We start from the raw sequence: 24,350 nt of genomic DNA, 5'->3' as shown, positions 1-24,350 counted from the left end.
AATATCCGCCCGCGCACCAATACTTACAACGACAGCCCGAAAGCTGTTTTCGTATTGACCTATGACGGACGAAACCCCACAGGTGTGAGCATAAAATGCCCCGCTTTGTTTTACTGGATTATTTTATCAGTCCTCAGCCGGTTTGTCAAGCATTATTTTCAACTGCGGCATTCAGACTGAAAGAATAAAGAAGACAGCCGCCGACTTTTTTGCCCGTACACTGCTCCATCGCAAGCCGGTACAGCGAAAGCTGCGCGCGGTAGCGCTCCCATAACTCCCCGGGATCGCGCGTTTTGTCGGTTTTATAATCCACGATAATCAGGCCGCCGTTTTCCTCAAAAGCGCAGTCCACCGCGCCCTGAAGTACAACCGGCTCTTGTTTCAGACTTTCCGAAAGCCCGGGCCGAACGTCGCCCGCGGAGATTTCCACGGTAAAACGGTATTCCCGCATGACATTTTTGGAAGCGAGAATCCGTTTTGCAAGGGGGCTGCGGAAAAATGCCCGCACGCGCTCCAAATCAACCGCTCCGCCCTGCTCGCGGGTAAGGTAGCCCTGCGCAACCAGGCGTTCCAGTTCGCTGCCCGGGGACTGAGCCGCCTTTTGGTAATCCGCAAACTGCATGTAGGCGTGCAGAGCCGTCCCGCGCTCCGCGGGCGTCAGGCCCGACTTACTTAAAAAGGCGGGACGGGACACCGTGGCGTACTGCTCGGAAAATTCGCGCGCGGCAAGGTCGGACGCCGCTACCTTCGCCTGAACGCCCTTCAAATCGGCGAAAGGATAAACAAAATCCATCTTTTTTTCCATTTCCGCCCGAAGGGAACCGTCCGGTTCGGCCGGAACCGTCCTTTGCGGCTGGACATCAGTTTCCGCCGCCGTTTGCGAAGCAATCAGGTGAATGCTCCACGGTTCGTCGGAATCCGCCGTGATTCCCGGAAGCGCGCCCGCCAGCTCGCGAAGGCTTCCGCCGCTTGGATGGCGCAGGGCGCACAGCAGAAGCCAGTCGGAAATACAGCCCGCGCCGCGCACAACATAGGGCTGTATCCGCTTTTCTTCCGTCAGCCGGGTAGCAAGCTTCCCCAGCGTTTTCGCCGCGTTTTTTACGGCGGTTACCATAATCAGCTTTTCCTTTGCCCTTGTCATGGCGACGTACAAAATGCGAAGCTCCTCGCTCATTTCATCCCGGTCCAGTTCCAGCGCGACGGCTTCCCGCGGCATGGTTGTGTAGCGGGAAAGGCCGTTTGCGCTTTTCAATTTTACGCCGAGCCCCAAAGACGGGTGCAGAAGAACGTCCCCCCTGTCCTTGTTGAATCTTCTGGCGCAGCCCGCAAGGATGCAAACGGGGAATTCCAGACCTTTGGAGCGGTGAATACTCATGATTTTCACCACGTTGGCGGCCTCGCTGATCGTAGACGCCGCCGCCAGATCGGCGTTGTTTTTCTGAAGGCGGTCAATCAAGCGGATGAATCCGGAAAGCCCGTTATAACCGGATGCTTCGTATTTCTTCGCATATTCCAGCAGCAAACGCAGATTGGCAAGACGCAGCTCGCCGTTCGGCATGGACTGAACCAGATTCAGGTATCCGGTTTTTTCGTACAGAATGCGGATCAGCCGGTCCGAAGGCATTGTCGCGGCGAGGGTGCGGTATGCGTCGATATCCTTCAAAAACGCGGACGCGCGCTCGTTGCCGCTGTGCGCCGACGAAACAAGCGCAAGGTAAAGCGGCGTTCTGCGTGAAGGGATACGGATATCCGCCATGTCGTCCGGCGTAAAGCCGTAAATCGGGCTCATCAGAACCGAAAGAAGCGGGATATCCTGCATCGGATTGTCGATTACGCGCAGCAGCGAGACGGCAACCCCAACCTCCGCCGCCGCAAAGAAACCGCCTGCCGTGTCCGCCCAGGCCGGAATGCCGAGGGAGGACAATTCACGCGCGTACTCCTGCGCATATTTGTTGGCGCTGCGGAGAAGGATGCAGATATCGCGGTACATAACCGGGCGCTGTTTTCCCTTATCCGTTACGGTGGTTCCGTTTGCGGTCATCCGGTAAATCAGCTCGGCGATATGCCGGCTTTCCGCCGGTACCGTTTCCTCCTCGCTGTCACAGGCGGAGAGGTCAATGATTTCAAGCTGTGCGGCGGGTTCTTCGCAGGGCGGGTAATCCGCGCCCGCGTCCAGTTCCTCCGCTTTGGTATAATCCAGTTCGCCCGTCTGTTTGCTCATTAGCTGGCGGAATACAAAATTGATCGCCTCCGTCACGCCGCGGCGGCTGCGAAAATTTCTGTCCAGCACAACACAGGCGGGATATTCGTCCGTTGCACGGTCATAATCCGGATACTGTTCACGGCGGCGCAGAAAAATCTGCGGCATGGCCTGACGGAAACGGTATATACTCTGTTTCACGTCGCCTACCATAAATAAATTGCTTTCCCCTTTGGAAACCGCGCGGAAAATCATATCCTGCGCTTCATTCGTATCCTGATATTCGTCCACCATCACTTCATCGAAGCGGCCGGAAAGCTCGACAGCATCTTCGGTCGGCTCAAAACCATCCTCCGTATCCCTTACAAGCAGCTTTAAAGCGTAATGCTCCAGATCGCTGAAATCGGCGGCGCGGCGTTCTTTTTTCATCCCGTCAAGGATTTCGCCGAATCGTTCGGTAACTTGAAACAGTTCCCGCACCAGCGGCGCCAGCCGTTCGATTTCCTCCCCGCACTGTTTGGAATCGGAACAAAACAGTTCCGCAAGCTTTTTAACGGTGCCCTGCACTTCTTTGCGGCTTGCCGTCAGCTTGATTTTCAGAGGGTCGTCACTGTACCCGCGCAGGGCTTTCAGCCTTGCAAACTGAAAATTGTTGCTCTGAAAGGCGATTCTATCCCAGTCGCCCGTATCGGCGGCTTCTTTTAAAGCCATAAGCCCCGCAAGGTCGGAATGAAAAGCGTCGCCGTAAGCATCCGCGATTTTCGCGTCCTCATCCATCAGCGAAAGCGAATTGCGGGTCAGGGAAATGCCGTAATCCACCGCATCCGCGGCATAGGCAAGAATCGTCTTTCCCCATACGGTTTGCGGCGCCGGGATACCGGAAGCATACAGGGACGCTTTTTCAGCCAGCCAGCGTTTTGGAAAGGGGTGGGAACGAACAAAATCATACAGGGTAAAAACCGTCTGTATCAGGCGGCTGTCGTCCCGTCCGGAGGAAAACGTATCCGCGAGGTCGATAAAAACCGGGTCGTTTTTGGCATAGAATTCTTCCAGCGCGGCGGAGGCGGCATCACTGCGCAGCAGATTCATTTCACTGTCTTCCAAAATCCGGAAATCCGGCGAAATGCCGAGTTTATAAAAATTCTCCCGAATCAAATCGCTGCAAAAGCTGTGAATCGTGCTGATGTGCGCGCGGGTAAGCAGAATCTGCTGGCGCCGCAGGGACGCATTAAAAGGGTCGGATTCCAGAAGCTTCGAAATTTCAGCCGCAATACGGCTCCGCATTTCGGCGGCGGCGGCTTTCGTGAAGGTTACGACCAGCAGCCGGTCCGCGTCGGTGGGATGTTCCGGGTCAGTGATGCGTTCGATTACGCGCTGAACCAGTACAGCGGTTTTTCCCGAACCGGCGGCGGCGGAAACAAGCAGCGTTCCGCCTCTTGCGGTAATCGCGTCTTTTTGGCTTTGCGTCCATTCGCGTGCGCTCATTTCTTTTCACCGTCCCTGCTTTTTAAAAGTTCTTTCACGGCCGCGTCCCTGTCCCATTTCTGCATTTCGCGGGAAGGGCCGTCCGGTTCATGACCGCATACGGCGCGATAGGGGCACCATGCGCACGCGTCGCAGTCCCCGGAAAGCGGCAGCGCGGAAACGTCGCCGCTGTGCAGTCCGTCCGCCATTTCGCGGATAAGGCCTTTCATATGGAGCAGTACGCCGGATAATTCGGAAGAGGTTACCACATGGTCACGTTTACTCGGCGCGCCGTCTTTCAGCGAAACCGGAAGGTATTTTCCTTCCCCTTTATGCTCCATGGCCCGGATAAGCTCGGGGTCGTCGAGTATCAGACCGTCCATACGCAGTTTCTTGGCGGCTTCCTGCTCGACGGTTTCCGGAGCCGCATCCCGTGACGCGGAAACAATCGGGCGGTTTGCGGGCATGTACAGCACCCCGGCGGGACGGACTTCCCCATACCGGGTATCCCCGTTTTCCAGCAATGCCGCCAGATAGATCAGCATCTGCATATTGATTCCGTAAACCAGATCGGAGAGCTTGAACTCCTTGTGCCCGGTTTTATAGTCAACAACGCGCACGTAGCAGGCGTCTTCCCGTTTTAGGATATCCACGCGGTCAATTTTCCCGTCGATCTCCACCGTTCCGCCGCCCGGAAGCGGAATCGTCAGCGGAGGAACGCCGCCGTTTCCGACGGCAAGCTCAAAGTCGGCGGGCGTAAATTCGCTTTGCGCAAGCTCCTGTGCAATATGATAAGCAATCACCTGCGCGGAATCGGCAAGACGCTGAAACAGGTACAAAAAGCGCGGCGACTGCTTTTGAACACCGCCCATTTTTGTTTCCGCATAGATTTTAAGCAGCCTGAGAATCTTCTGCCTGAGTTCGCCCGGCTTCATTGCGAGGATTGCCGCGCTGCCGATATTCCGGAACAGTTTTTCCAGCAGATAATGCATTAGGCTCCCGTATTCCAACGCGTCGAGTTCCGCCTGCCTGCGCTCTTTCGCATTCAGGCCGAAGCGGCAGAAATACTGAAACCGGCATTGATAAAATTTTTCAATCTGCGTTGCGGAAACCTGCATATTTTCCCCGAAAAGCGTGCGGGATTTCTCACCGGAATCAAACACTGCGGGGCGGTTTTTCGCCGCGCGGTCAATTGCGGCAAGGCGGTAACCGTACCCGCGCGCTTCGAACAGACTTTTTAAAGTAGCGGAAAGCACGGTATTCCGGTTCCATTGCTGCGCCACCAATTCAAACGCCGGTTCTGAGGCATTCGCAAAATACGTCTGTGGCAGGAGAAGTGCATTACACACATTTATATTCTTAAGGATAGAACAGGCTTCGTTCGGAATGGACGAGGGAGTGTTCGGTTCCCCGGAAGTTCCCGAAAGAGGATACGATATGTACAGCCGCTGCGAAGCGGCGCTCATGGCCGAATAAGCAAGGAAGCGTTCCTGCACCGCCATCCCCTCAAGGGTATCGTTCAGCGGCAGACCAAGGCGAATGAGTTCGCGGCGCTCTCCGTCGCTGAAAACACAGTTCCCGCCGGGAGAAAGCGGAAACCCGCCCTCAACCGTCCCGATCAGGAACACGACCTTCGGCGCGCCGGTTCGCGTGCGGTCGGCGGCTCCGGCGGTGACCTCGTCCAGCCCCTGCGGAATACTGGCCATGTTGTTCGCCAGTATGACAAGGTGCAAAAGCTCAGCGTAACGCGATAGACTGACCGGATTATGGTTCAATACCAGCGCCGTTTGATCGAGGATGTTCATCAGTAAATCCCACAATCGAAGCTGGCGGTCGGCCAGTTCCGTTTCGCCGCAGTCCGATAAATGATGCGCAAGCGCTTTCAGATGGTCGGCCGCGCCCACATCCTGCAGCAGCGTGTATACCGCCGCCGCCATTCCCTCGCCGTCCGCCGAGCGGATATCCGCGGCAAACCGAAGCAGCGGAGCGATTGCGGTTTTGCGGCTCACGTTGATTTCCGCCAGCAGTTTTTCATCCTCCGCCGTCATCTTTTCAGCGAAACCTTTCGGGTGTTCCTTCCACTCCTCTTTCCATCTGCTTCCGGAAATGTCCCAGATAAAAGCATAATTTTCAAGCTGCGCAATTTCATCGGTGCCAAGACCCGCCAGACCGGTTTTCAGGTAGAAAAAAACGGAATCGGAAGAAAAGCCGGACTGAATAATGCGGAACGCCGAAAGCACCAGGCGCATAAGAGGCTCGGCGTCGATCGCCTGCGGCTTGTCCATAAAATACGGAATTTCCCAGCGCTCCAGCGCCGTATCCAAAATACCCCGGTAATCGTCGGGCGTACGCGCGATAATCGCAAAATCACGGTACCGGTAATGCTCTTCCATTACCAGCCGGCGAATGGTTGCGGCGACAAAGGCGGATTCGTCATATGCGTTTTCCGCTTCATAAAGAACAACATCCCCGCAGTCACAATCGCATTCCTTATGTCCGCCGCGGTACACGCCCGCCTCCAGCGCGGCCAGAGCGGGATTTTGAAAACGAAGGCCGCTTTCCAGCTTGACGGGGGCAGCAATTTTCACATTGTTCTGCTGAGCGAGCCGCATCAGATTTTTCCCCGTACGGCGAACAAGCGAAAAAAGGCCCATCCCGTGTTCCGGATCGTCCAGACCGTCGGTGCAAAGCGTAACGTAAAGATCGTCCGCCTGTGCCAGAATCAAATGGATAATATCGTATTCCTGTACCGTAAAGCTCTGAAAGGAATCCAGCGCAACGGTGTAACCCTCGAAAAACGAGTGGCTCTGCAAGATCTTTTTCAGCCTTGTCAGATCGTCGAGCGGATCAACGTAGCTTTGCGCGACAAGCGCGTCGTATGCGGAAAGGATGAGGGAAAGCTCGGTCATTTTCTGTTTCAGCGAATCCTGCTCAAGCTCCGACGCAGTTCGCTCCATATCGGACGGCTGGATTCCGCACATTTTAAATTCTGCGGATACGGAAAGCATCAGCCCGACAAGTTCGGCGCTGTCCGCGTTTTTACGGTAAAAGCGGAGCTGATCCTTTACCTGTTCCAGAGCAAGACTCATAAACATGCTCCGCCCGCCGTCGTCAAGCCGCCGCCCGGCCCCTCCGCCGTAACGGCGGAACACTTCGTCCGCAAGGCGGGAAAAGCTGGTAACCGATACACGCTGCACGTCCTTTGCGCCGAGCCGGTGGAGCATGGCGCGCTCATTTTCAAACGAGGATTGCTCCGGTACGATCAGCATTAACTTTTTCGCGGAATTCCTTGCCATGTTTTCCAGTTCCGCCCGAAGCGTTTCGGTTTTTCCGCTGCCCGCGCGGCCCAAAATAAAACGCAGCATCGTATGCCCTCCATGTTCCGTAATCAATACAGATCATTATAGCATAGATACTGCGCAGAGAAAAGAATCGCAAATTTCTTAAAAGGGAATCAATCCTCTTATTTGTGTTCCATGTAGTCTTTGAATTGCTCATAAAGCTCGACCGCTTTGAATTTCACCTCGAAATCGCCCTTGCCCTCCACAATCTGAAGCTGGTTCGCGTTCAGCACGTCCCCAAGCTCCTTCGGCTCCTCCGCGGCAGGAAGGCACATCGGCGGGAAAATGACGCACCACCAGTTATGCCCCTCGGCCTTGCCGATGGTTACGCGCAGGGAATCGTATTCGCCCGCGGGCAGGGTTACGGTTTTGTACTGCCTTGTTGTAAAATACAGACGCTCCATTTTTACGTCCACCGGGTAATGGTATCCCTGTTTTTGAACCTCATCCTCGGCGGCGGATTTCAGCTTTGGAAGAGCCGTACGGACGGCATTCTGGGCTTCCGCTTTATTGGCAACATTGTCCATTATATGGGAACTTTCCGCTAAAATCCGGTCCCGTACTTTCAGTTTCAGCGCCTGATCCTCTTTTGAATCGGAATTCGCAAGAACATGCAGGCGGAGAACATGATTCGGTATATCTTCACAGCCGGCGGCAAAACCGGTAAACGAAAACAGCACAGTGAATATGAATGCCAAAAGAAGCGACTTTTCAATTAATTTCATAAGTAAATCCTCCAGTAATTATGTTACAGGAGGATTATTGGCGCAATATTTTCTTTTTATTCGTTGTATTTCGGAGATTCGTATTATATAATCATGATAATTTACATAAAGAGGGGTCAATATGTCTAAAACAGTATTCTTTTCTTTCCTTTCCCGCTTTGGTTTTCCGCTTCTGGCAGGACTGATCGTCTATATTCTTTGCTTCATCCTGTTCTTCCGGCATAAAAAACCGTTTCAAAACTTTTGGCTTGCAATTCTGTTTCTATACCTTGCCGTGGTAATCGATCTGACAATTCCCATCACTCTGCCCCAACTCCATATGAACGCAAAAAGTACTGCATGGGCCGTCAGCCAGATCAACTGGATACCGTTTCAGTCGGCGGGAAATATCCTTAAAAATTCCATCCGTATCGGCAACTTTAAAGAGTTCTTCCGCGTGATCGGCGGAAATTTTGTTTTACTGATGCCGCTCGGCGTTCTTGTACCGTTAATCAACCCCCGCTTTCGGCTGGGCCGGATGATTGCGGTATCGCTGCTTGTTCCCATCGGAATCGAGGGATTGCAGCTGCTGCATAATATTCTTACAGGCTCGGTTACCAGAAGTGTGGAGATGGAGGACGTGGTATTAAATGCAGCAGGATGCCTAATCGCTTATTTGATTTTTGCGGGACTGCGTAAACTGTTACATCCCGGACGAACCGCAAAGCACCGTGCTTAACGGTCAGGCAATACGCATTCGTCCCAATCGCAGGATTCTTCAAGAATGCGGGCAAACTCTTCCAGTTCATGAGCATCCTTTTCATCAAAGCGGTTAAGAATCGGGCTGTCGATATCCAGTACGCCGATTACCTTCCCTTCCCGACGCAGAGGAATCACAATCTCCGAACGGGAAGCGCAGTCGCAGGCAATATGGCCCGGGAACTGATGCACATCCTTTACAAGCTGTGTCGCGTTCCGGGCACAGGCCGTACCGCATACGCCCTTCCCCCATGCGATATGCACGCATGCGGGTTTTCCCTGAAACGGGCCCAAAAGAAGTTCTTCCCCATAGCGAAGGTAAAAACCGACCCAGTTAATGCTGCGAAGCGCTCCATTTAACAGCGCGGATGCGTTGGACAGGTTGGGAAGCACGTGGCGCTCGCCTTCCAACAATGCTTTCAACTGCTCTTTCAAAAGAGCATACATTTCTTTTTTATCGTCGGAATAAAGGTATTCCTCCATTGAATAACCTCCAGTTTTACAGAAGAACCGCACACCCTGATCGGTATGCGGTTCTTTTTATTTTACGGGATTGGTGAGTTTTCCAATCCCTTCGATTTCGCATTCCACAATGTCGCCGGACTTCAGGAATTTCGGCGGCGTAAAACCCATGCCGACGCCCGCCGGGGTTCCCATAGCAAGGATGGTTCCGGCTTTCAGCGTAATGCCCTGAGAGAGTTCACTGATTGCCCGGGCAATCCCGGTAATGAAAAGCGCGGTGGTGCTGTCCTGCCGCAGTTCCCCGTTGATGCGGGAACGAATCGCCAACCGGGGCGGCTTTTCAAACGCGTCGGCGGTAACGATCCACGGCCCCATGGGGCAGAATCCGTCCAGGCTTTTGCCAAAATACCACTGTTTATGCCGGGTTTGCAGGTTCCGGGCGCTGACGTCGTTTAGAATGGTATAGCCGAAAACGTAGGAAAAAGCGTCCGCTTCGGATACTTGAAAGGCATTCTTCCCAATGATAACGGCAAGTTCCGCCTCATAGTCCAATGAATCCACTATATCAAAATGTCCGTCAATCGAGTCACCGTCCGCAACCGCGCGGTTTACCCGCTTCGAAAAATAGACCGTATCCTTGCGGTCATTCGCAAAGGCTTCCTTTTTAAACCGCGCCGACTCCTCCGCATGAGCCATAAAATTCACGCCTAGGCAAAGGATATCCTGCGCAGGCTCCGGAATCGGGGCCAACAATTTTATTTGATTCAGCGGAACCACATCCGCCGTTTTTGAAGCAAGCTGTTCTTCCCAATCCGAAAACCGGTGCATTCCGTCCCTGCGGATAAACGCGTTCAGGCTTTCTTCCGCACAGCCGAACGCAGAAAGCGGATAAAAATCCTTCCCGTTATTCGAAAGAATACCCGCAAGTTCTTTTCCTTTATAAGAGCAAGTTACAAATTTCATTTTAACCTCTTTGATTTGATTGGTACTCTGTAAACCTTTTAAATGATAGGCAGTCGAGAGGATGTTTTAAGCAAAGCAAAGCAGGATACGATATTCCGATTAACAACAATGCAGTTACAGAGTCATTTCGCGGATTGGTTCGCAAAGAAACACATCCTGATAATAATCCAAAAGCTTCGTTTTGCAGCGCGCGGCATCCTGTAAATCGGTGAAAATCCCAAATACAGCGGAACCGCTGCCCGTCATACAGGCTCCAAGCGCACCCGAAGCTTTCATAGCGTCTTTAATATGGTTTACTTCCACCAGATGCATCACTTGTTCAAACTCGTTTCCAAGGCTTGCCGCAACCGCGCGGATATCGGAAGCACGCACCGCGTCCAGCATGGCGGCGCAGTACCCGCTTTTCGCCTTTGCGGCGGCGTCCGCCAGTGCGTAGGCTTTTTTTGTGTCGACACTGACCACCGGTTTGCAGATTACAATGCGGCAGGAAGGCAGGGGCAAAAGGGCCGTCAGCTTTTCCCCGACGCCCTCGGCCAAAGCGGTTCCCCCCGCGATGCAGAACGGAACATCGGCGCCGACCTGAAGTCCCAGAGCGCAAAGAGTTTCCCGGGAAAGCGCCGTCCCGTTCATCGCATTCAGCGTGCGAAGCACGGCGGCCGCGTCCGCGCTTCCGCCGCCCAGCCCCGCCTGGGAAGGGATTGTTTTATGGATACGAATCGTCACATCCGGCGCAATTCCGGTATGTTTGAAAAAAGCCGCCGCGGCTTTGTAAACCGTATTGCTTTCATCGCAGGGAATATCCTTGCGGCTGCAAACCACGCGGATTCCCGGTTCTCCGTTTGTAATTTTTATTTCGTCATACAAAGAGACCGACTGCATCACCATGCGGAGAAGGTGATAGCCGTCCTCCCGTTTTCCGGTGATATCAAGCGCTAAATTAATTTTCGCAAAGGCTTTTACCGAAGCAGGCATAGCGCGTTTCCTTTCCATATATATTAATTTAACGTTTTCAAAAAATGCCGGATACGCGACAAAGCTTCCGTAATATGTTTAATAGAATAGGAATACGATACACGCAGGTACCCTTCCCCGCATTCCCCGAACGCGTCGCCGGGAACAACCGCGACACGCTCCGCGTAAATCAGCTTCTCACAAAATTCCTGGGAGGTCAAACCCGTGCTCTTGATGCAGGGGAACACGTAAAACGCCCCTTCCGGTTCAAAACAGGTCAGCCCCATGGCATTCAGCCCGTCAACAATCAGGCGGCGGCGCATATCGTACTGCTCGCGCATATAATCGATGTCGCCGTCCCCGTTTTTCATCGCTTCAATCGCCGCGTACTGCGCCATGGTCGGAGCGCTCATGATGCCGTACTGATGCAGCTTCGTCATCTGCCCGATAATTTCCTTGGGGCCGACCGCGTAGCCAAGCCGCCAGCCGGTCATGGCAAAAGCTTTGGAGAAGCCGTTGACGACAATCGTACGTTCCTTCATGCCGTCGATGGAAGCAAAGGAGACGTGGCGGGTTTCGCCGTACGTAAGCTCGCTGTAAATTTCATCGGAAAGGACCATCAGGTTATGCTCTTTCACGACTTCGGCGATTTCCTCCAAGTCCGCCCGGCGCATAACCGCACCGGTCGGGTTGTTCGGATACGGGAGAATCAAAAGCTTTGATTTCGGCGTAATCTTTTCCCGCAGTGCCTTCGCAGTTAAACGAAATTTGTCCTCCTGCCGGGTCTGTATCGTTACGGGAACGCCTTCCGCCATTTCGGCAAGCGGCCGGTAGCAGACAAAACTCGGTTCCGGAATCAGCACTTCTTCGCCCGGACTTACCAGACAGCGAATGCACAGATCAATCGCCTCGCTGCCCCCCACCGTAACCACCACGTCGGTTTTCGGCTCATATTCGACCCGGTAATGGCGTTTCAGCCAGCGGCAGATTTCCTCCCGCAGCTCCATAAAGCCGCGGTTCGGGGAATACCATGTCTTCCCGTCTTCCAGCGACTTAATTCCTTCCTGGCGAACATGCCACGGGGTGGAAAAATCGGGTTCGCCGATGGATAGGGAAATCACATTATCCATTTCATTTGCAATATCAAAAAAACGTCGGATACCGGACGGTTTTAATTGCTTTACCTCGTCGTTGAGCATGGACTGGTAATCAATCACAGAGAACACTCCTTCTCTCGTCCTTTTCATCCTCGGAACTCAGGATGATGCCGCCGTCTTTGTAACGGGTGAGAATAAAATGGGTTGCTGTTGAAAGGACGGAGTCAAGCGTGGAAAGGCGGCGCATAACGAACATCGCGATTTCCTGCATGCTTTTCCCATGCACCTTTACCGCCAGATCGTAGCCGCCGGACATCAGGTATACGCTTTCCACTTCTTCAAACTGCATAATGCGCCCCGCGATTTCATCAAACCCGCGGTCGCGCTTCGGGGATACCCGCAGCTCAATCAGCGCGCTGGCTTTATTTTGGTCGACCTTTTCCCAGTTGATCAGTGCCTTGTAGCCTCGGATCACTCCCTGTTTCTCATATTCCGCAATGGCGTTCTCAACCTCATCCGGTGTCTTGCCAAGCATCACGGCAAGCTGTTCGGTGGAAAGACGGGCATTTTCATCCAAAAGATTTAATAAACGATCCATAATAGAACTCCTCTCAATAGATAACGATTATTTTATTCGATCGGCAGCATTTTCGGTTCATGGTGCTGATAAATGGTAAAATGGTGGAAACCGGCGCTGCACAAAAGACTGAGCCCCTGTTCAATTCCTCCGCCCACATCCGCCCAGCGGTGCGCGTCGGAACCAATGGTAATGAGTTTTCCGCCTAATTCGCGGTAACGGGCAAGGATCGGAAGATCCGGCAGGGTTTTTCCGATTTTCTGGCGAAGGCCGGAAGTATTGACCTCCAGCGCCTTATGCTTTGCAATCAGGGCTTTTAAAACCATATCGATTCTGTCGCTGTACGTATGGACGGGAGCTTTCCTCTTTTCATTCATATAACGCCAGGGATATGTAAGATGAGCAAGCGAATCAAATTTTCCCCATTCGATTGTTTCGAGCAGTTCATCGAAATAACGGCTGAGGATGTCATCCATGTCCACCTTACTGTAATCGACATCAAAAAAATCCGGAAGATTTTTTACATTATGCACGGAAGCCAAAGTAAAATCAAAATCGCACGCGTTCAGAACATCCTCTGCGGCTTCCTGATCCTGCATGGCCTGTCCCAGTTCAACGCCTGCGTAAACATGCAGGCGGCTGTTGAAAACCGCGGAAGCCTTCCGTGTTTCAAAATAGGACTGGCGGACGCTTCGGTCGTAGGATTCCGAACGGTAAACATTGCACTCACAGTGATCGGTTATGGTAAGCGAGTAAAAGCCGAGCCTTGCTGCGCTTTCGCACATCATCATGACCGGGTCGTTTGCGTCGCGTGAAGAATCCGAGTGAACATGGCTGTCGGATATTAAAGGATATTTCATAGAATACCTCCCGGCATAACCGGTAAAAGTTTTTCTCCCGGCCTGCCTTTTTATAATATTATATAATAGCATAAAATCCTGCATAGTTACAGATGTATCCTAAATTATTTCGAAAGGCGTTTCAAAAACATTTTTAAACAGTTTTACCATTCTGTCCGGCGGACGCACCGGCTCAGCTATTGACAATGCAGGCATTTTCGCTCATAATTACAAAATAAGTTTATACAATCCATATTCATACGGAGGTAATGATATGCGCGCTGTAATCACGGTAATCGGCAAAGATATGGTGGGTATTCTCGCCCGTGTTTCGGCGATCTGCGCGGATAACGGAGTGAACGTTGTTGAAGTAACACAGTCCATTCTTCAGGATTTATTCGCCATGATCATGATGGTTGACATTTCAAAGTCCACTGTCCCGTTCAACGAGCTTTCGGACAAACTGACCGCCATCGGAGACGACATGAACCTTACGGTCCATGTGATGCACGAGGATATTTTCAATTCCATGCACAGGATATAATGTAACATTTACGGAAAGGTCGGAGCAAATGGTAAATTCTCATGACATACTCGAAACAATTAATATGATCGCCAACGAAAACCTGGATGTCCGCACCATTACGATGGGGATCTCCCTTCTCGACTGTATCGACTCCGATGTTGGAAAGTCCTGTGACAAGATTTATGATAAAATATGCCGCTACGCAGGAAATCTGGTAAAGACCGGGGAAGACATCAGCAAGGAATACGGCATTCCGATTATTCACAAACGAATTGCCGTAACCCCTATCGCGATGGTCGCCGCGTCCTGTCCTACAAAAAGTCCCGTACATTTTGCAAAAACGCTCGACCGCGCCGCAAAAGCCACCGGCGTCAATTTTATCGGCGGATACTCGGCGCTGGTTCATAAAGGATTCGGCCCCGGCGATTACGCCCTGATCGAAAGCATTCCGGAAGCATTGAGCGAAACGGATCTGGTCTGCTCCTCCGTGAATATCGGAACCACCAAGGCGGGCATCAACATGGATGCCGTCGCCAAAATGGGCGTTATTGTGCGAAAGCTTGCGGAAGCGACCGCCGACCGCGACTGCATCGGTCCCGCGAAATTAGTCGTATTCTGCAATGCACCGGAAGACAACCCGTTTATGGCCGGCGCGTTCCACGGGGCAGGCGAACCGGACTGCGTGATTAACGTGGGTGTTTCCGGCCCGGGCGTTGTGCGCGCCGCCCTTGCGAAAGCGGGCGACTGCGATATTACGGGAGTTGCGGATATTGTAAAGAAAACCGCGTTTAAAATTACGCGTATGGGGCAGCTTGTCGCCCGTGAGGCTTCGCGCAGGCTCTTTGTTCCGTTCGGCATTGTTGATCTGTCCCTTGCGCCAACCCCGGCCGTGGGCGACTCGGTTGCGCATATCCTGGAGGAAATGGGCCTTGAAAGCTGCGGCGCGCACGGAACAACGGCAGCCCTTGCCCTTCTGAACGACGCCGTGAAAAAGGGCGGTATTATGGCTTCTTCCCACGTTGGCGGGCTTTCCGGCGCGTTCATCCCGGTAACGGAGGACGCGGGCATGATCGATGCCGCAAGATGCGGCGCCCTGAGTATTACAAAGCTCGAAGCAATGACCGCCGTATGTTCCGTCGGGCTCGACATGATTGCGGTTCCGGGCGATACGCCGGCGGAAATCATTTCCGCCATTATCGCGGACGAAGCCGCCATCGGTATGGTGAATTCAAAGACAACCGCTGTTCGCCTGATTCCGGCGATCGGCAAAAAGGCCGGCGACGAGCTGAACTTCGGCGGACTTTTAGGCGGCGGGCCCGTTATGGAAGTCAACCGTTATTCCCCGCTCAAATTCATTCAGCGCGGCGGACGTATTCCTGCACCGATGCAAAGTCTTAAAAACTAAAAAGTATCGCGCCCAGGACTTATGTTTTATAATTTCCCGGGCGCGTTATTTTCAAAAAAAGAAAATGACTTTTATTCATAAACCGGTCACAATTCTAACATAATAACTAATATATGAAAAAAACGATTTCGTGGATTGCGTACAATTACATATTGTAAACGCCAATAAAAGGAGCTATAATAGATTATCGCTTGATCGATAATTAACAAAATTTAGTAAATAAATTGTTTAATTTATCAAGGAGGTGCGGTTAAGTGGAGGATTTAATAAAGCAAATTGTCGACATGGATCGTAAAGCCAGAGAAATTACCGATGCTGCACAGATGGAAAAAGTCAACTCCGAAAAAGAAGTTGCCGCTAGAAGGGAACAGATCCGAAATGATTATCTTGAAAGGGCAAGAAGACGGATTGCCTTAAACGAACCCAAGGAACGCGCGGTTGCCGAGGAAGAATGGAAAGAGAAGGAAAAGAAGAACAAAGTACTTTTTGAAAAACTTGATAAACTTTATGCCGAAAATGGCGATAAATGGGTCAGGGAAATTGTAGAACGCGTTTTAGGGAGTGATTGAAATGATTTCCAACCTCTCTTCCAACGTCATTTTGGCGAAAGCACGCGCAATGTACGGCAGACGCCTGACGATGGAAAATTACAAAGACCTGTTGGCCTGCCGCAATGTGAGCGAGGTTGCCGCTTATTTAAAAACAAGAACCGTTTATAAAAAGGCGCTCGTCGGTATCGACGAAAACAGTGTCCACCGCGGACAATTGGAAGCGAAGCTAAAGCAAAAGCTTTTTGAAGATTACGCTTCGCTCTGCCGGTATGAAATTACCGTGGGTGAACATTTTGCACGATATCTGATTAAGCGCAGTGAAATTGAACAGATTCTGCACAGTCTTCTTACTCTGCATACCGAAACCCCGGGGGATTTTACCCTGCCGATGTATATTACAAGGCATACGCAGCTGAATCTTGCCGCGCTGAATCAAATCGAAAATTTCGACGATCTGCTAAAGGCTTTGAACAAAACCCCTTACCGGAAGATTCTGGAAGGATTCCGGCCTGTTGCCGGTATCCCGCTGAATTACACCGGGATTGAAAACGCACTGTACACGTATCTGTACAACGATGTGTTCGATGTTATTAAAAAGCATACTCGTTTTGAAACAGCAAAACAGCTTCGCGAAATCTTTACCACCTATATTGATTTGACCAATTACGCCCGTATTGTCCGGCTGAAGGTATCCTATAACGCAAGCCCGGATTTTATCCGCAGTTCCCTCCTGCCTTTCGGTCATGTTGAGAAAAAGCTTTTTTCCGATATGATGGCCGCGAACAGCGCTGAAGAAATAACGGAAATCATGGAAAAAACGTTAGTTGGGAAACACTATTTAAAAATCAAGCATTCTTATGTGGATGAAATACCAAATTTTGCAAAATATAGCATCAGCCGCCATGACATGCGGTATTCCACGCATCCTTCGGTTGTATTAATGTCTTATATTTTTCTAATGCAGGCCGAACTGACCGATATTATCACAATCATAGAGGGGATCAGATACAAATTACCTCCTGATGAGATCGTAAAACTTCTCATCATTTATAACTACAAAGAAAGGGGTGATTAATATTTGGCCGTTTTAAAAGTTAAAGTAGTGAGTATGTTCGGATTGATGGCAGACCTGGACCAAACCACCACACTGTGCGGAAAAACCTGTTTTTTCCATCCGGATAATGCATTATCCTTTTTCTCGGATACATCTGATTTTTCACCTCTGATGAATGAAGAAAATCCTTTCGCGGAACCCCTGCAGCAGCTTTCCGATGTTCTGGCGCATTTCCATTATAAAATGGATCTGTTAAGTGAGGAGGAAGTCGAAAAAATTACGACCCCTCAGGAAGAACTATTTTCCTACGTCGGTTCCCTCTCCGCTTCGATCAGCAAACTGCAAAAGGAATATGACGAAGCGCAGGACAAAATTCGCGAGCTGTCCGTTGAAATCGATAAAATCAGTCACTTTGTCGGTTTGAATCTGAATCTCAGTGAAATTCACGACTGCAAATACATTAAAGTCCGGTTTGGCTCCCTGCCAAGGGAAAGCTACGAAAAACTGAAAAACTATAAGCAAAACCCTTATATTGTATTTTTCCCGTCCACAAGTGATCCTTTGCGTTATTGGGGCGTTTATTTTTCACCGATTGAAAACGTAACCGAAGTTGACCGGATTTTTTCGAGCCTCTATTTTGAAAGAACGCGGTTAACCGAGCTGGTCGGCAGCCCCGAATCCGAAGTGGAATCCCTGAAAGCTAAGCTTGACGCCACGAAAAAACAGTTGAAAGACACGGAGGAAGCTTTTGAAAAACTCTGGGAAAAAGAATTCCCCATGTGCCGGAAGGTTTATTCCTGGCTGACCGAGCGGTCCGTTTATTTTGACATGCGGCGGTATGCCGCAAGGTACAACGACAGTTTTATCCTTACCGGCTGGATTCCGGCGGACAAAGAGGAATCCTTCAAAGAGGAACTGGATAAAGTCGGATCGCTTGCCTACACCTTTGACGGCGGAGAGGATGAACTGATCCATTCGCCGCCTGTAAAACTGCAAAACAAAAGTATCTTCCGGCCTTTCGAATTCTTTGTGGATTTGTACGGGCTTCCGTGTTACGACGAGGTCGACCCTACCGCTTTTGTTGCCATTACCTACTTTTTACTCTTCGGCATCATGTTCGCGGATCTCGGGCAGGGGCTTTGCGTTGCGCTTATTGGCTGGCTGGTATGGAAGAAAACGAAAAACAAGCTTGGCCAAGTAATGATCGCCTGCGGTGTTTCCGCCGGTATTTTCGGAACGATATTCGGTTCGGTTTTCGGATTCGAACATGCATTGGATCCTCTCTTTAAGGCAATGGGATTTGCCGAAAAGCCAATCGAAGTCATGAAGCCCGCAACCACCAGCATGATTGTTTATTCCGCCGTCGGAATCGGTATTGCACTGGTTATCCTTGCAATGCTGGTCAATATCTATTCGTCTTTAAAAAGGAAGAACTACGGAAACGCATTATTCGGCCCGAGCGGACTTGCTGGATTAATCTTTTATTCGTCCCTGATTGTCGGCTTCGGCGGACAACTTGCGTTCGGCTGGAAAATTGTAAATAAAACATATGTAATTTGCTGTCTCATACTGCCGCTTATCTGTATGTTCTTCCGCGACATTCTAGGCGATTTGGTTAAGCGCAAACCGGACTGGAAACCAAAAGCATGGGGCGATTACATCATGCAGAACTTTTTCGAAGTATTTGAGTTTTTGCTGAGCTACGCCACCAACACAATGAGTTTTCTGCGTGTAGGCGCCTTCGTTCTGGTTCACGCCGGTATGATGCTGGTTGTATTTACGCTTGCCGAAATGAACAGCGGCATCATGTACCTTCTGATTATCGTAATCGGCAACGCGTTTGTCATGGCGCTGGAAGGCCTGCTGGTCGGCATTCAGGTTTTAAGGCTGGAATTTTATGAGATGTTCAGCCGCTTTTTCGACGGCGGAGGCCGTCCGTTCAACCCAGTTGTTGTTCGTAAGAAGCAGTAATGTTTTTTGCGTGTAACTTTATTTTAATAACATATTTAGTTGGAGGAAGTATCATGATTAAAGTATTAATTTGTTTACCGGTAATCTTTTTAGTAGTCTCCGTTATTCTTTCGATTCGTTCCGTTAAAAACGGAAAGAACCCAAGCCGCGCCGTTTCAACGCAGATCTTTACTTTCCTTGCCGTTTGCCTTCTTACCTTTGCGATCCCTGTTGTTGCTTCAGCCGCAACCGGAACAGATGTAAAAGATACAGCGGCGGCTCCTACCTCTCAGTCTCAGAATGCTCCCATGTCGGATTCTTCAAAAGGTCTTGGTTTAATTGCGGCCGCGGCTGTTACGGCAATTTCCGGTATCGGCGGTGCAATCGCCGTTGCGACTTCCGCTCCTGCGGCAATCGGCGCAACAAGCGAAGAGCCGAAGGTTTTCGGTAAAGCACTGATTTTCGTTGCTTTGGGCGAAGGTATTGCATTGTACGGACTTTTGATTTCCATTCTCATCCTGAACAAGATTTAACCCATTGAAAGCAGAGGTGCATGTTTTATGCGCTTTTATCTAATCAGTGACAATGTGGATACGCAGGTTGGGCTTCGTTTGGCGGGAATCGAGGGCGTTGTCGTCCATGAGCCCGCCGAAGTAAAAAAAGCCCTGAAAGAGGCAATGGAGATGGAGGACGTGGCGGTTATTCTGATGACCGAAACACTGATTTCCCTTTGCCCCGACATGGTTTATGACTTAAAGCTGAATCAGAAGCGCCCGCTTATCCTGGAAATTCCGGACAGACACGGCAACGGCCGTACAAAGGATTCGATCACCCGTTATGTCCGTGAGGCAATCGGGCTGAATATTTAAGCCGCTTGACGGCGAAACGGGGGGTTGTTATGGCTGTCAACGATGATAAAATAAATAAATTCTATGTGGCAATCAATCACTATGCCGAAGAACAGCGTAAAAAAATCGAACAGGAAATAGACTCATTTAAGAGGAAAGAGCTTGAAGGAGCGGAGGTTGACGTATTAACCGAAGCTTACCGGCTGATCCAGAAGGAAATGGCCGAAATGAGAAACGGCATTTCCAAAGAAATGGCGCAGCGCGAAATGAACGTCCGGAAGGACCTCCTTTCAAAACGCAGGGAAATTACGGACGAGGTATTCGAACAGGCAAAAAAAGCGCTTTCCGAATTTACAAAGGAAAAAGGCTACGCGGATTTATTGGTTAAGAAAGCAGAGATATTGTCTAAGACCTTCCAAAAACCGGGCACGGTTATCCGTATCCGAAAAGAAGATGAGCAGTACAAAGAGCTGATTCAGAAGGCTTTCGGAAACGACTGCGAGTTTAAGATCAGCGACGATATCCAAATCGGCGGCATTCTTGCCTATAACTCTGAAATGGGTATCGCGGCGGACGAAACGCTCGATTCCCTGTTGGAAGATCAGCGTGAGTGGTTTGAGGAAAACTCAGGCATGGCCGTAGTCTGACCTATACCTAGTGATATCGGAGATGAATAAGATGGATAATCAGAATGTTATATACGGCATTAATGGTTCTGTTGTAACCATTAAAAACTCACGCAGCTTCTCCATGATGGAGATGGTTTTTGTTGGCAATGAGCGCCTTGTCGGTGAAGTCATCGGTATTACGGACCAGTTTATTACCATACAGGTTTACGAGGAAACAACCGGACTAATGCCCGGCGAACCGATTTACGGCACCGGTAGCCCCATGAACGTAACCTTAGGCCCCGGCATCATCGATAATATTTTTGATGGAATCGAACGGCCGCTCAAAAGCATCGCGGAGCAATCCGGCGCGTTTATCGCGCGCGGCAGCAACGTTTCCGCGCTGGATGAGAACCGTCTCTGGGACGTAACCGTAAAGGTAAAAGAAGGCGATCAGCTCAAAGGCGGCGACATTTACGCCGAGTGCCCGGAAACGACCATCATAACGCATAAGTGCATGGTTTCTCCCCGGCTTTCCGGCGTTGTTAAGAAAGTCGCGGAAAACGGACAGTATAAAGTAAACGACACCATTCTGGAGCTGGAGGATCAGCACGGAGAAATCCACAAGCTTACTCTCTGCCAGAGATGGCCGATCCGCACCCCGCGCCCGGTAACCGAGCGCCTTCAGACGAAGGTTCCGCTGATAACGGGCCAGCGCGTAATCGATACCCTGTTCCCCATTTCCAAGGGCGGCACGGCGGCGATTCCGGGCGGGTTCGGCACCGGAAAAACCATGACGCAGCATCAGCTTGCAAAATGGTGCGACGCCGATATTATCATTTATGTCGGCTGCGGAGAGCGCGGCAACGAAATGAGCCAGGTTCTGGACGAATTCACCGAGCTGATCGACCCGAAATCGGGCAGGCCGATGACCGACCGAACCGTCTTGATTGCCAACACGAGCAACATGCCGGTTGCGGCGCGTGAAGCTTCCATTTACACCGGTATCACACTTGGCGAGTATTACCGTGATATGGGGTATCACGTAGCCATTATGGCCGACTCCACTTCACGCTGGGCCGAAGCGCTGCGCGAAATTTCCGGACGGCTGGAAGAAATGCCGGCGGAAGAAGGCTTCCCGGCATACCTGCCGAGCCGCTTATCCGAATTCTACGAGCGTGCCGGCATGGTTAAGAATTTAAACAATACGGACGGCTCCATTACGATTATCGGCGCCGTTTCCCCGCAGGGCTCGGACTTCTCCGAGCCGGTTACCCAGAACACCAAGCGTTTTACCCGCTGTTTCTGGGCGCTGGACAAAGCCCTCGCTTATGCGCGACATTACCCTGCAATCAACTGGACGCAGAGCTACAGCGAATATTTCAGCGATCTGGACCCGTGGTACGTTAAAAACCTCGGCGAAGAATTTATAAAATACCGCGTACAGATCAACCGCATCCTGCAGGAAGAAAACCAGTTAATGGAAATCGTAAAGCTGATCGGTTCGGACGTTCTGCCGGACGACCAGAAGCTGATCATCGAAATTGCGCGTATCATCCGCGTCGGCTTCCTCCAACAGAATGCATTCCATGCGGAAGACACCTATGTCCCGCTTGAAAAACAGAAGCGGATGATGGAAGTGATCCTTCACCTTTACAAAAAATCGAAGCAGCTTGTAACCGCCTCCGTTCCGATTTCGGTGATAAAACAGACCGGGCTGTTCGATAAATTAATCAAAATGAAGTACGATATTCCCAATAACAAACTGGAAATGTTCGATGATTACATTCAGGAAATTGACCAGGCTTTGTCTGCGATTCTTCAATCCTGATCTGGACGGATTTTTAATTTTTACCTAAGAAGGTGGTTACGCCATGATTCTTGATTATATTGGCTTAAAGGAAATCAGCGGTTCGCTGATTGTAATGGACAACGTTGAGAACGCGTCGTTTGAAGAGGTTGTCGATATCCGTCTGGACAATGGTACCATGCGTCAGGGAAGAATTGTTCAGCTGGACGGCAAGCGGGCCGTAATACAGGTATTTGAAGGCACGCGCGGTATTTCCCTGGACAACACGCGTACCAGACTGAAAGGGCACCCGATGGAGATGCCGCTTTCTCCGGAAATCCTCGGCCGTGTATTTGACGGCGCGGGCCGCCCGATCGACGGACTGGGAAACATTTTCCCGGTGAAAAAAGCGAATATTAACGGAACGCCGATCAATCCGGTATCCCGTGAATACCCGAAAAACTATATTAATACCGGCGTTTCAACCATTGATACGCTGATGACGCTGATTCGCGGACAGAAGCTTCCGATTTTCTCCGGTTCCGGTATGAAGCATAACGAGCTTGCCGTTCAGATCGCGAGGCAGTCGAAAATCAGCGACGACAGCGGCAGCAATTTCGCGATTGTTTTCGCCGCGATGGGCGTTAAAAACGACGTCGCTGAATATTTCCGCCGTTCCTTCGACGAATCCGGCGTACTGCAAAGAGTTGTTATGTTCCTGAACCTTGCAAACGACCCGATCATCGAAAGAATTCTGACGCCCCGCTGTGCGCTGACGGTTGCGGAGTACCTTGCTTTTGAACTGGGAATGCATATCCTTGTTATCATGACGGATATGACCTCCTACGCCGAAGCGCTCCGTGAGTTCAGTTCCTCCAAGGGCGAAATTCCGGGCAGAAAAGGGTTCCCGGGCTATCTGTATTCCGACCTTGCCTCCCTTTACGAACGTGCCGGCATGATACGCGGCAAAAAAGGTTCCGTAACCCAGATTCCGATTCTGACCATGCCGAACGACGACGTTACGCACCCGGTACCGGACCTGACCGGATACATTACCGAAGGCCAGATTGTGCTTGACCGCACACTGGACGGTTCCGGTGTATATCCGCCGGTCGCCGTTCTCCCCTCCCTTTCCCGTCTGATGAAGGACGGCATCGGCGAAGGCTTCACACGTGAAGACCATCCGGCGCTTTCCAACCAGCTTTTCGCCTCCTACGCGAAGGTTATGGACGCCCGTTCCCTCGCCTCCGTTATCGGTGAAGAGGAACTCTCCCCCGTCGATAAAAAATATATTGAGTTCGGTAAACTGTTTGAATCCCAGTTCGTGGCGCAGGGCTTTAATGAAAACCGTTCCATCGAGCAAAGTCTGGATTTGGGCTGGAAGCTTCTTGCCACGCTGCCGCGTGAAGAACTCGATCGTGTGGACGACGCCATTCTTGACAAATACTATGAAAAAGCAATACAGGAGAAATCCTCTGAAACCGAAGCTGAACCTGAAAAAGGCACAAAGGAATAGTATGAGAGCGCAGGATTGCATGTAAAATTGCGCAATATTTTTTGGACTGCACAATTTTTACCAACCAAAGGAGGTGAGCCGCATTGAACAACCAGATCGTTCCAACCAAAGGCAATTTGCTCGCCACAAAAAAGTCCCTTGCGCTTTCACGCACGGGTTTTGATCTTCTCGACCGGAAACGGAACATTTTAATACGGGAAATGATGTCCCTGATTGAGCGGGCGGCTAAAATTCAGGGGAAAATTGACGATACGTACGACGCGGCCTATGCCGCGCTTCAAAGAGCAAATATTACACTCGGTATCTGCGATGAATTGTCGCGCACCGTTCCGCTTGACAACAGCCTGAATGTGGCTTATCGAAGCGTTATGGGCGTGGAAATTCCCATGGTGTCGTTTGACCCCGTCAGCATTCCGATCCCGTTTGGGCTGAATTCCACCAATATTATGCTGGATGACGCCTACAATAAATTCGGAGAAGTAAAGCGCCTGACCGCCGAGCTGGCCGAAGTGGAAAACAGTGTATACCGGCTGGCCGATGCGATTAAAAAGACGCAGAAAAGAGCCAACGCTCTGAAAAATATTATGATCCCCCGGTTCGAAACCACCGTAAAGTTCATAACGGACGCACTGGAAGAAAAGGACCGCGAAGAATTTTCACGGTTAAAAGTGATTAAAAAGCAAAAGATAAACAAATAAAAGGATGCGTCCGCTAAGGATGCACCCTTTCTTTGTATCTTTTTTGAA

21 protein-coding genes are annotated in these 24,350 nt (G+C 50.9%); 12 read left to right on the top strand and 9 right to left on the bottom strand.

Translation table 11 applies throughout. From position 1 onward, the window contains the following. Positions 1–145 precede the first annotated feature (145 nt). The 3 genes from addA to spoIIR all read right to left on the bottom strand — a co-directional run bounded on the left by addA (position 146) and on the right by spoIIR (position 7,730). A complete protein-coding gene (gene addA, locus OUY18_RS10080; RefSeq protein WP_268058656.1) occupies positions 146–3,685 on the bottom strand; it encodes a helicase-exonuclease AddAB subunit AddA in 3,540 nt (1,179 codons plus the stop codon). After that, positions 3,682–7,029: a PD-(D/E)XK nuclease family protein gene (locus OUY18_RS10075; protein ID WP_268058655.1), complete on the bottom strand. Its 3,348-nt coding sequence runs from the start codon at positions 7,027–7,029 to the stop codon at positions 3,682–3,684. Before OUY18_RS10075 ends, addA begins: the two co-directional genes overlap by 4 nt. Positions 7,030–7,127: 98 nt before the next feature. Next, positions 7,128–7,730: a stage II sporulation protein R gene (gene spoIIR, locus OUY18_RS10070; protein WP_268058654.1), complete on the bottom strand. Its 603-nt coding sequence runs from the start codon at positions 7,728–7,730 to the stop codon at positions 7,128–7,130. A gap of 121 nt (positions 7,731–7,851) precedes the next feature. On the opposite strand from spoIIR, the gene OUY18_RS10065 reads away from it, so the two are divergent. Beyond that, entirely contained in the window at positions 7,852–8,448 is a 597-nt protein-coding gene (locus OUY18_RS10065) for a VanZ family protein (protein WP_268058653.1), read from the top strand. Here the strand turns inward: OUY18_RS10065 and OUY18_RS10060 are convergent. The 6 genes from OUY18_RS10060 to OUY18_RS10035 form a co-directional block, all read right to left on the bottom strand. Continuing rightward, positions 8,445–8,951: a GAF domain-containing protein gene (locus OUY18_RS10060; RefSeq protein ID WP_268058652.1), complete on the bottom strand. Its 507-nt coding sequence runs from the start codon at positions 8,949–8,951 to the stop codon at positions 8,445–8,447. The two genes, OUY18_RS10065 and OUY18_RS10060, sit on opposite strands and share 4 nt — an antisense overlap. 57 nt (positions 8,952–9,008) lie before the next feature. After that, the gene (locus OUY18_RS10055) at positions 9,009–9,893 is read right to left on the bottom strand and encodes a fumarylacetoacetate hydrolase family protein (protein ID WP_268058651.1); all 885 of its coding nucleotides are present in this window, start codon (positions 9,891–9,893) and stop codon (positions 9,009–9,011) included. Positions 9,894–10,007: 114 nt separating this feature from the next. Next, positions 10,008–10,865, bottom strand: a complete 858-nt coding sequence (ispE, locus tag OUY18_RS10050; RefSeq protein WP_268058650.1) for a 4-(cytidine 5'-diphospho)-2-C-methyl-D-erythritol kinase — start codon at positions 10,863–10,865, stop codon at positions 10,008–10,010. A gap of 23 nt (positions 10,866–10,888) precedes the next feature. Further along, positions 10,889–12,058 (bottom strand): pyridoxal phosphate-dependent aminotransferase, encoded by a 1,170-nt coding sequence (locus tag OUY18_RS10045; RefSeq protein ID WP_419196136.1) that lies wholly within the window; start codon positions 12,056–12,058, stop codon positions 10,889–10,891. Then, entirely contained in the window at positions 12,054–12,539 is a 486-nt protein-coding gene (locus OUY18_RS10040; protein WP_135657155.1) for an Lrp/AsnC family transcriptional regulator, read from the bottom strand. The genes OUY18_RS10045 and OUY18_RS10040 overlap by 5 nt, the downstream gene beginning before the upstream one ends. Positions 12,540–12,571: 32 nt before the next feature. Continuing rightward, positions 12,572–13,378, bottom strand: a complete 807-nt coding sequence (locus tag OUY18_RS10035; RefSeq protein ID WP_268058649.1) for a histidinol-phosphatase HisJ family protein — start codon at positions 13,376–13,378, stop codon at positions 12,572–12,574. 253 nt (positions 13,379–13,631) lie between these two features. On the opposite strand from OUY18_RS10035, the gene OUY18_RS10030 reads away from it, so the two are divergent. From OUY18_RS10030 to OUY18_RS09980, 11 genes are all read left to right on the top strand, one after another. Then, a complete protein-coding gene (locus OUY18_RS10030) occupies positions 13,632–13,901 on the top strand; it encodes an ACT domain-containing protein (RefSeq protein WP_268058648.1) in 270 nt (89 codons plus the stop codon). 28 nt (positions 13,902–13,929) lie between these two features. Next, positions 13,930–15,288, top strand: a complete 1,359-nt coding sequence (locus OUY18_RS10025; protein WP_268058647.1) for a PFL family protein — start codon at positions 13,930–13,932, stop codon at positions 15,286–15,288. Between the two features lie 254 nt (positions 15,289–15,542). Continuing rightward, positions 15,543–15,857 carry a hypothetical protein gene (locus tag OUY18_RS10020; protein WP_268058646.1) on the top strand — a complete coding sequence of 105 codons (315 nt, stop codon included), beginning with the start codon at positions 15,543–15,545 and terminating at the stop codon, positions 15,855–15,857. A gap of 1 nt (position 15,858) precedes the next feature. Beyond that, positions 15,859–16,914 (top strand): V0D/AC39 family V-type ATPase subunit, encoded by a 1,056-nt coding sequence (locus OUY18_RS10015; RefSeq protein WP_268058645.1) that lies wholly within the window; start codon positions 15,859–15,861, stop codon positions 16,912–16,914. A 3-nt stretch (positions 16,915–16,917) separates the two neighbouring features. After that, positions 16,918–18,864, top strand: a complete 1,947-nt coding sequence (locus tag OUY18_RS10010) for a V-type ATP synthase subunit I (protein ID WP_268058644.1) — start codon at positions 16,918–16,920, stop codon at positions 18,862–18,864. Between the two features lie 53 nt (positions 18,865–18,917). Continuing rightward, on the top strand, positions 18,918–19,376 hold the full coding sequence (locus tag OUY18_RS10005) for an ATP synthase subunit C (protein WP_268058643.1): 459 nt from the start codon (positions 18,918–18,920) through the stop codon (positions 19,374–19,376). 27 nt (positions 19,377–19,403) lie between these two features. Then, entirely contained in the window at positions 19,404–19,712 is a 309-nt protein-coding gene (locus tag OUY18_RS10000; protein WP_268058642.1) for a V-type ATP synthase subunit F, read from the top strand. A 29-nt stretch (positions 19,713–19,741) separates the two neighbouring features. Further along, positions 19,742–20,338: a V-type ATP synthase subunit E gene (locus tag OUY18_RS09995; protein WP_268058640.1), complete on the top strand. Its 597-nt coding sequence runs from the start codon at positions 19,742–19,744 to the stop codon at positions 20,336–20,338. Positions 20,339–20,369: 31 nt separating this feature from the next. Further along, positions 20,370–22,130 carry a V-type ATP synthase subunit A gene (locus OUY18_RS09990; protein WP_268058639.1) on the top strand — a complete coding sequence of 587 codons (1,761 nt, stop codon included), beginning with the start codon at positions 20,370–20,372 and terminating at the stop codon, positions 22,128–22,130. 43 nt (positions 22,131–22,173) lie between these two features. Next, positions 22,174–23,604: a V-type ATP synthase subunit B gene (locus OUY18_RS09985; RefSeq protein WP_268058638.1), complete on the top strand. Its 1,431-nt coding sequence runs from the start codon at positions 22,174–22,176 to the stop codon at positions 23,602–23,604. Between the two features lie 83 nt (positions 23,605–23,687). Next, positions 23,688–24,302 carry a V-type ATP synthase subunit D gene (locus OUY18_RS09980; RefSeq protein WP_268058637.1) on the top strand — a complete coding sequence of 205 codons (615 nt, stop codon included), beginning with the start codon at positions 23,688–23,690 and terminating at the stop codon, positions 24,300–24,302. The last annotated feature ends 48 nt before the right edge of the window (positions 24,303–24,350 follow it).

It is taken from the genome of Caproiciproducens galactitolivorans (assembly GCF_026672255.1).
Classification (GTDB): domain Bacteria; phylum Bacillota; class Clostridia; order Oscillospirales; family Acutalibacteraceae; genus Caproiciproducens; species Caproiciproducens galactitolivorans_A.
The sequence above is the reverse complement of the archived record's forward strand: the minus strand, read 5'-3'. Positions and strand labels throughout refer to the sequence as shown.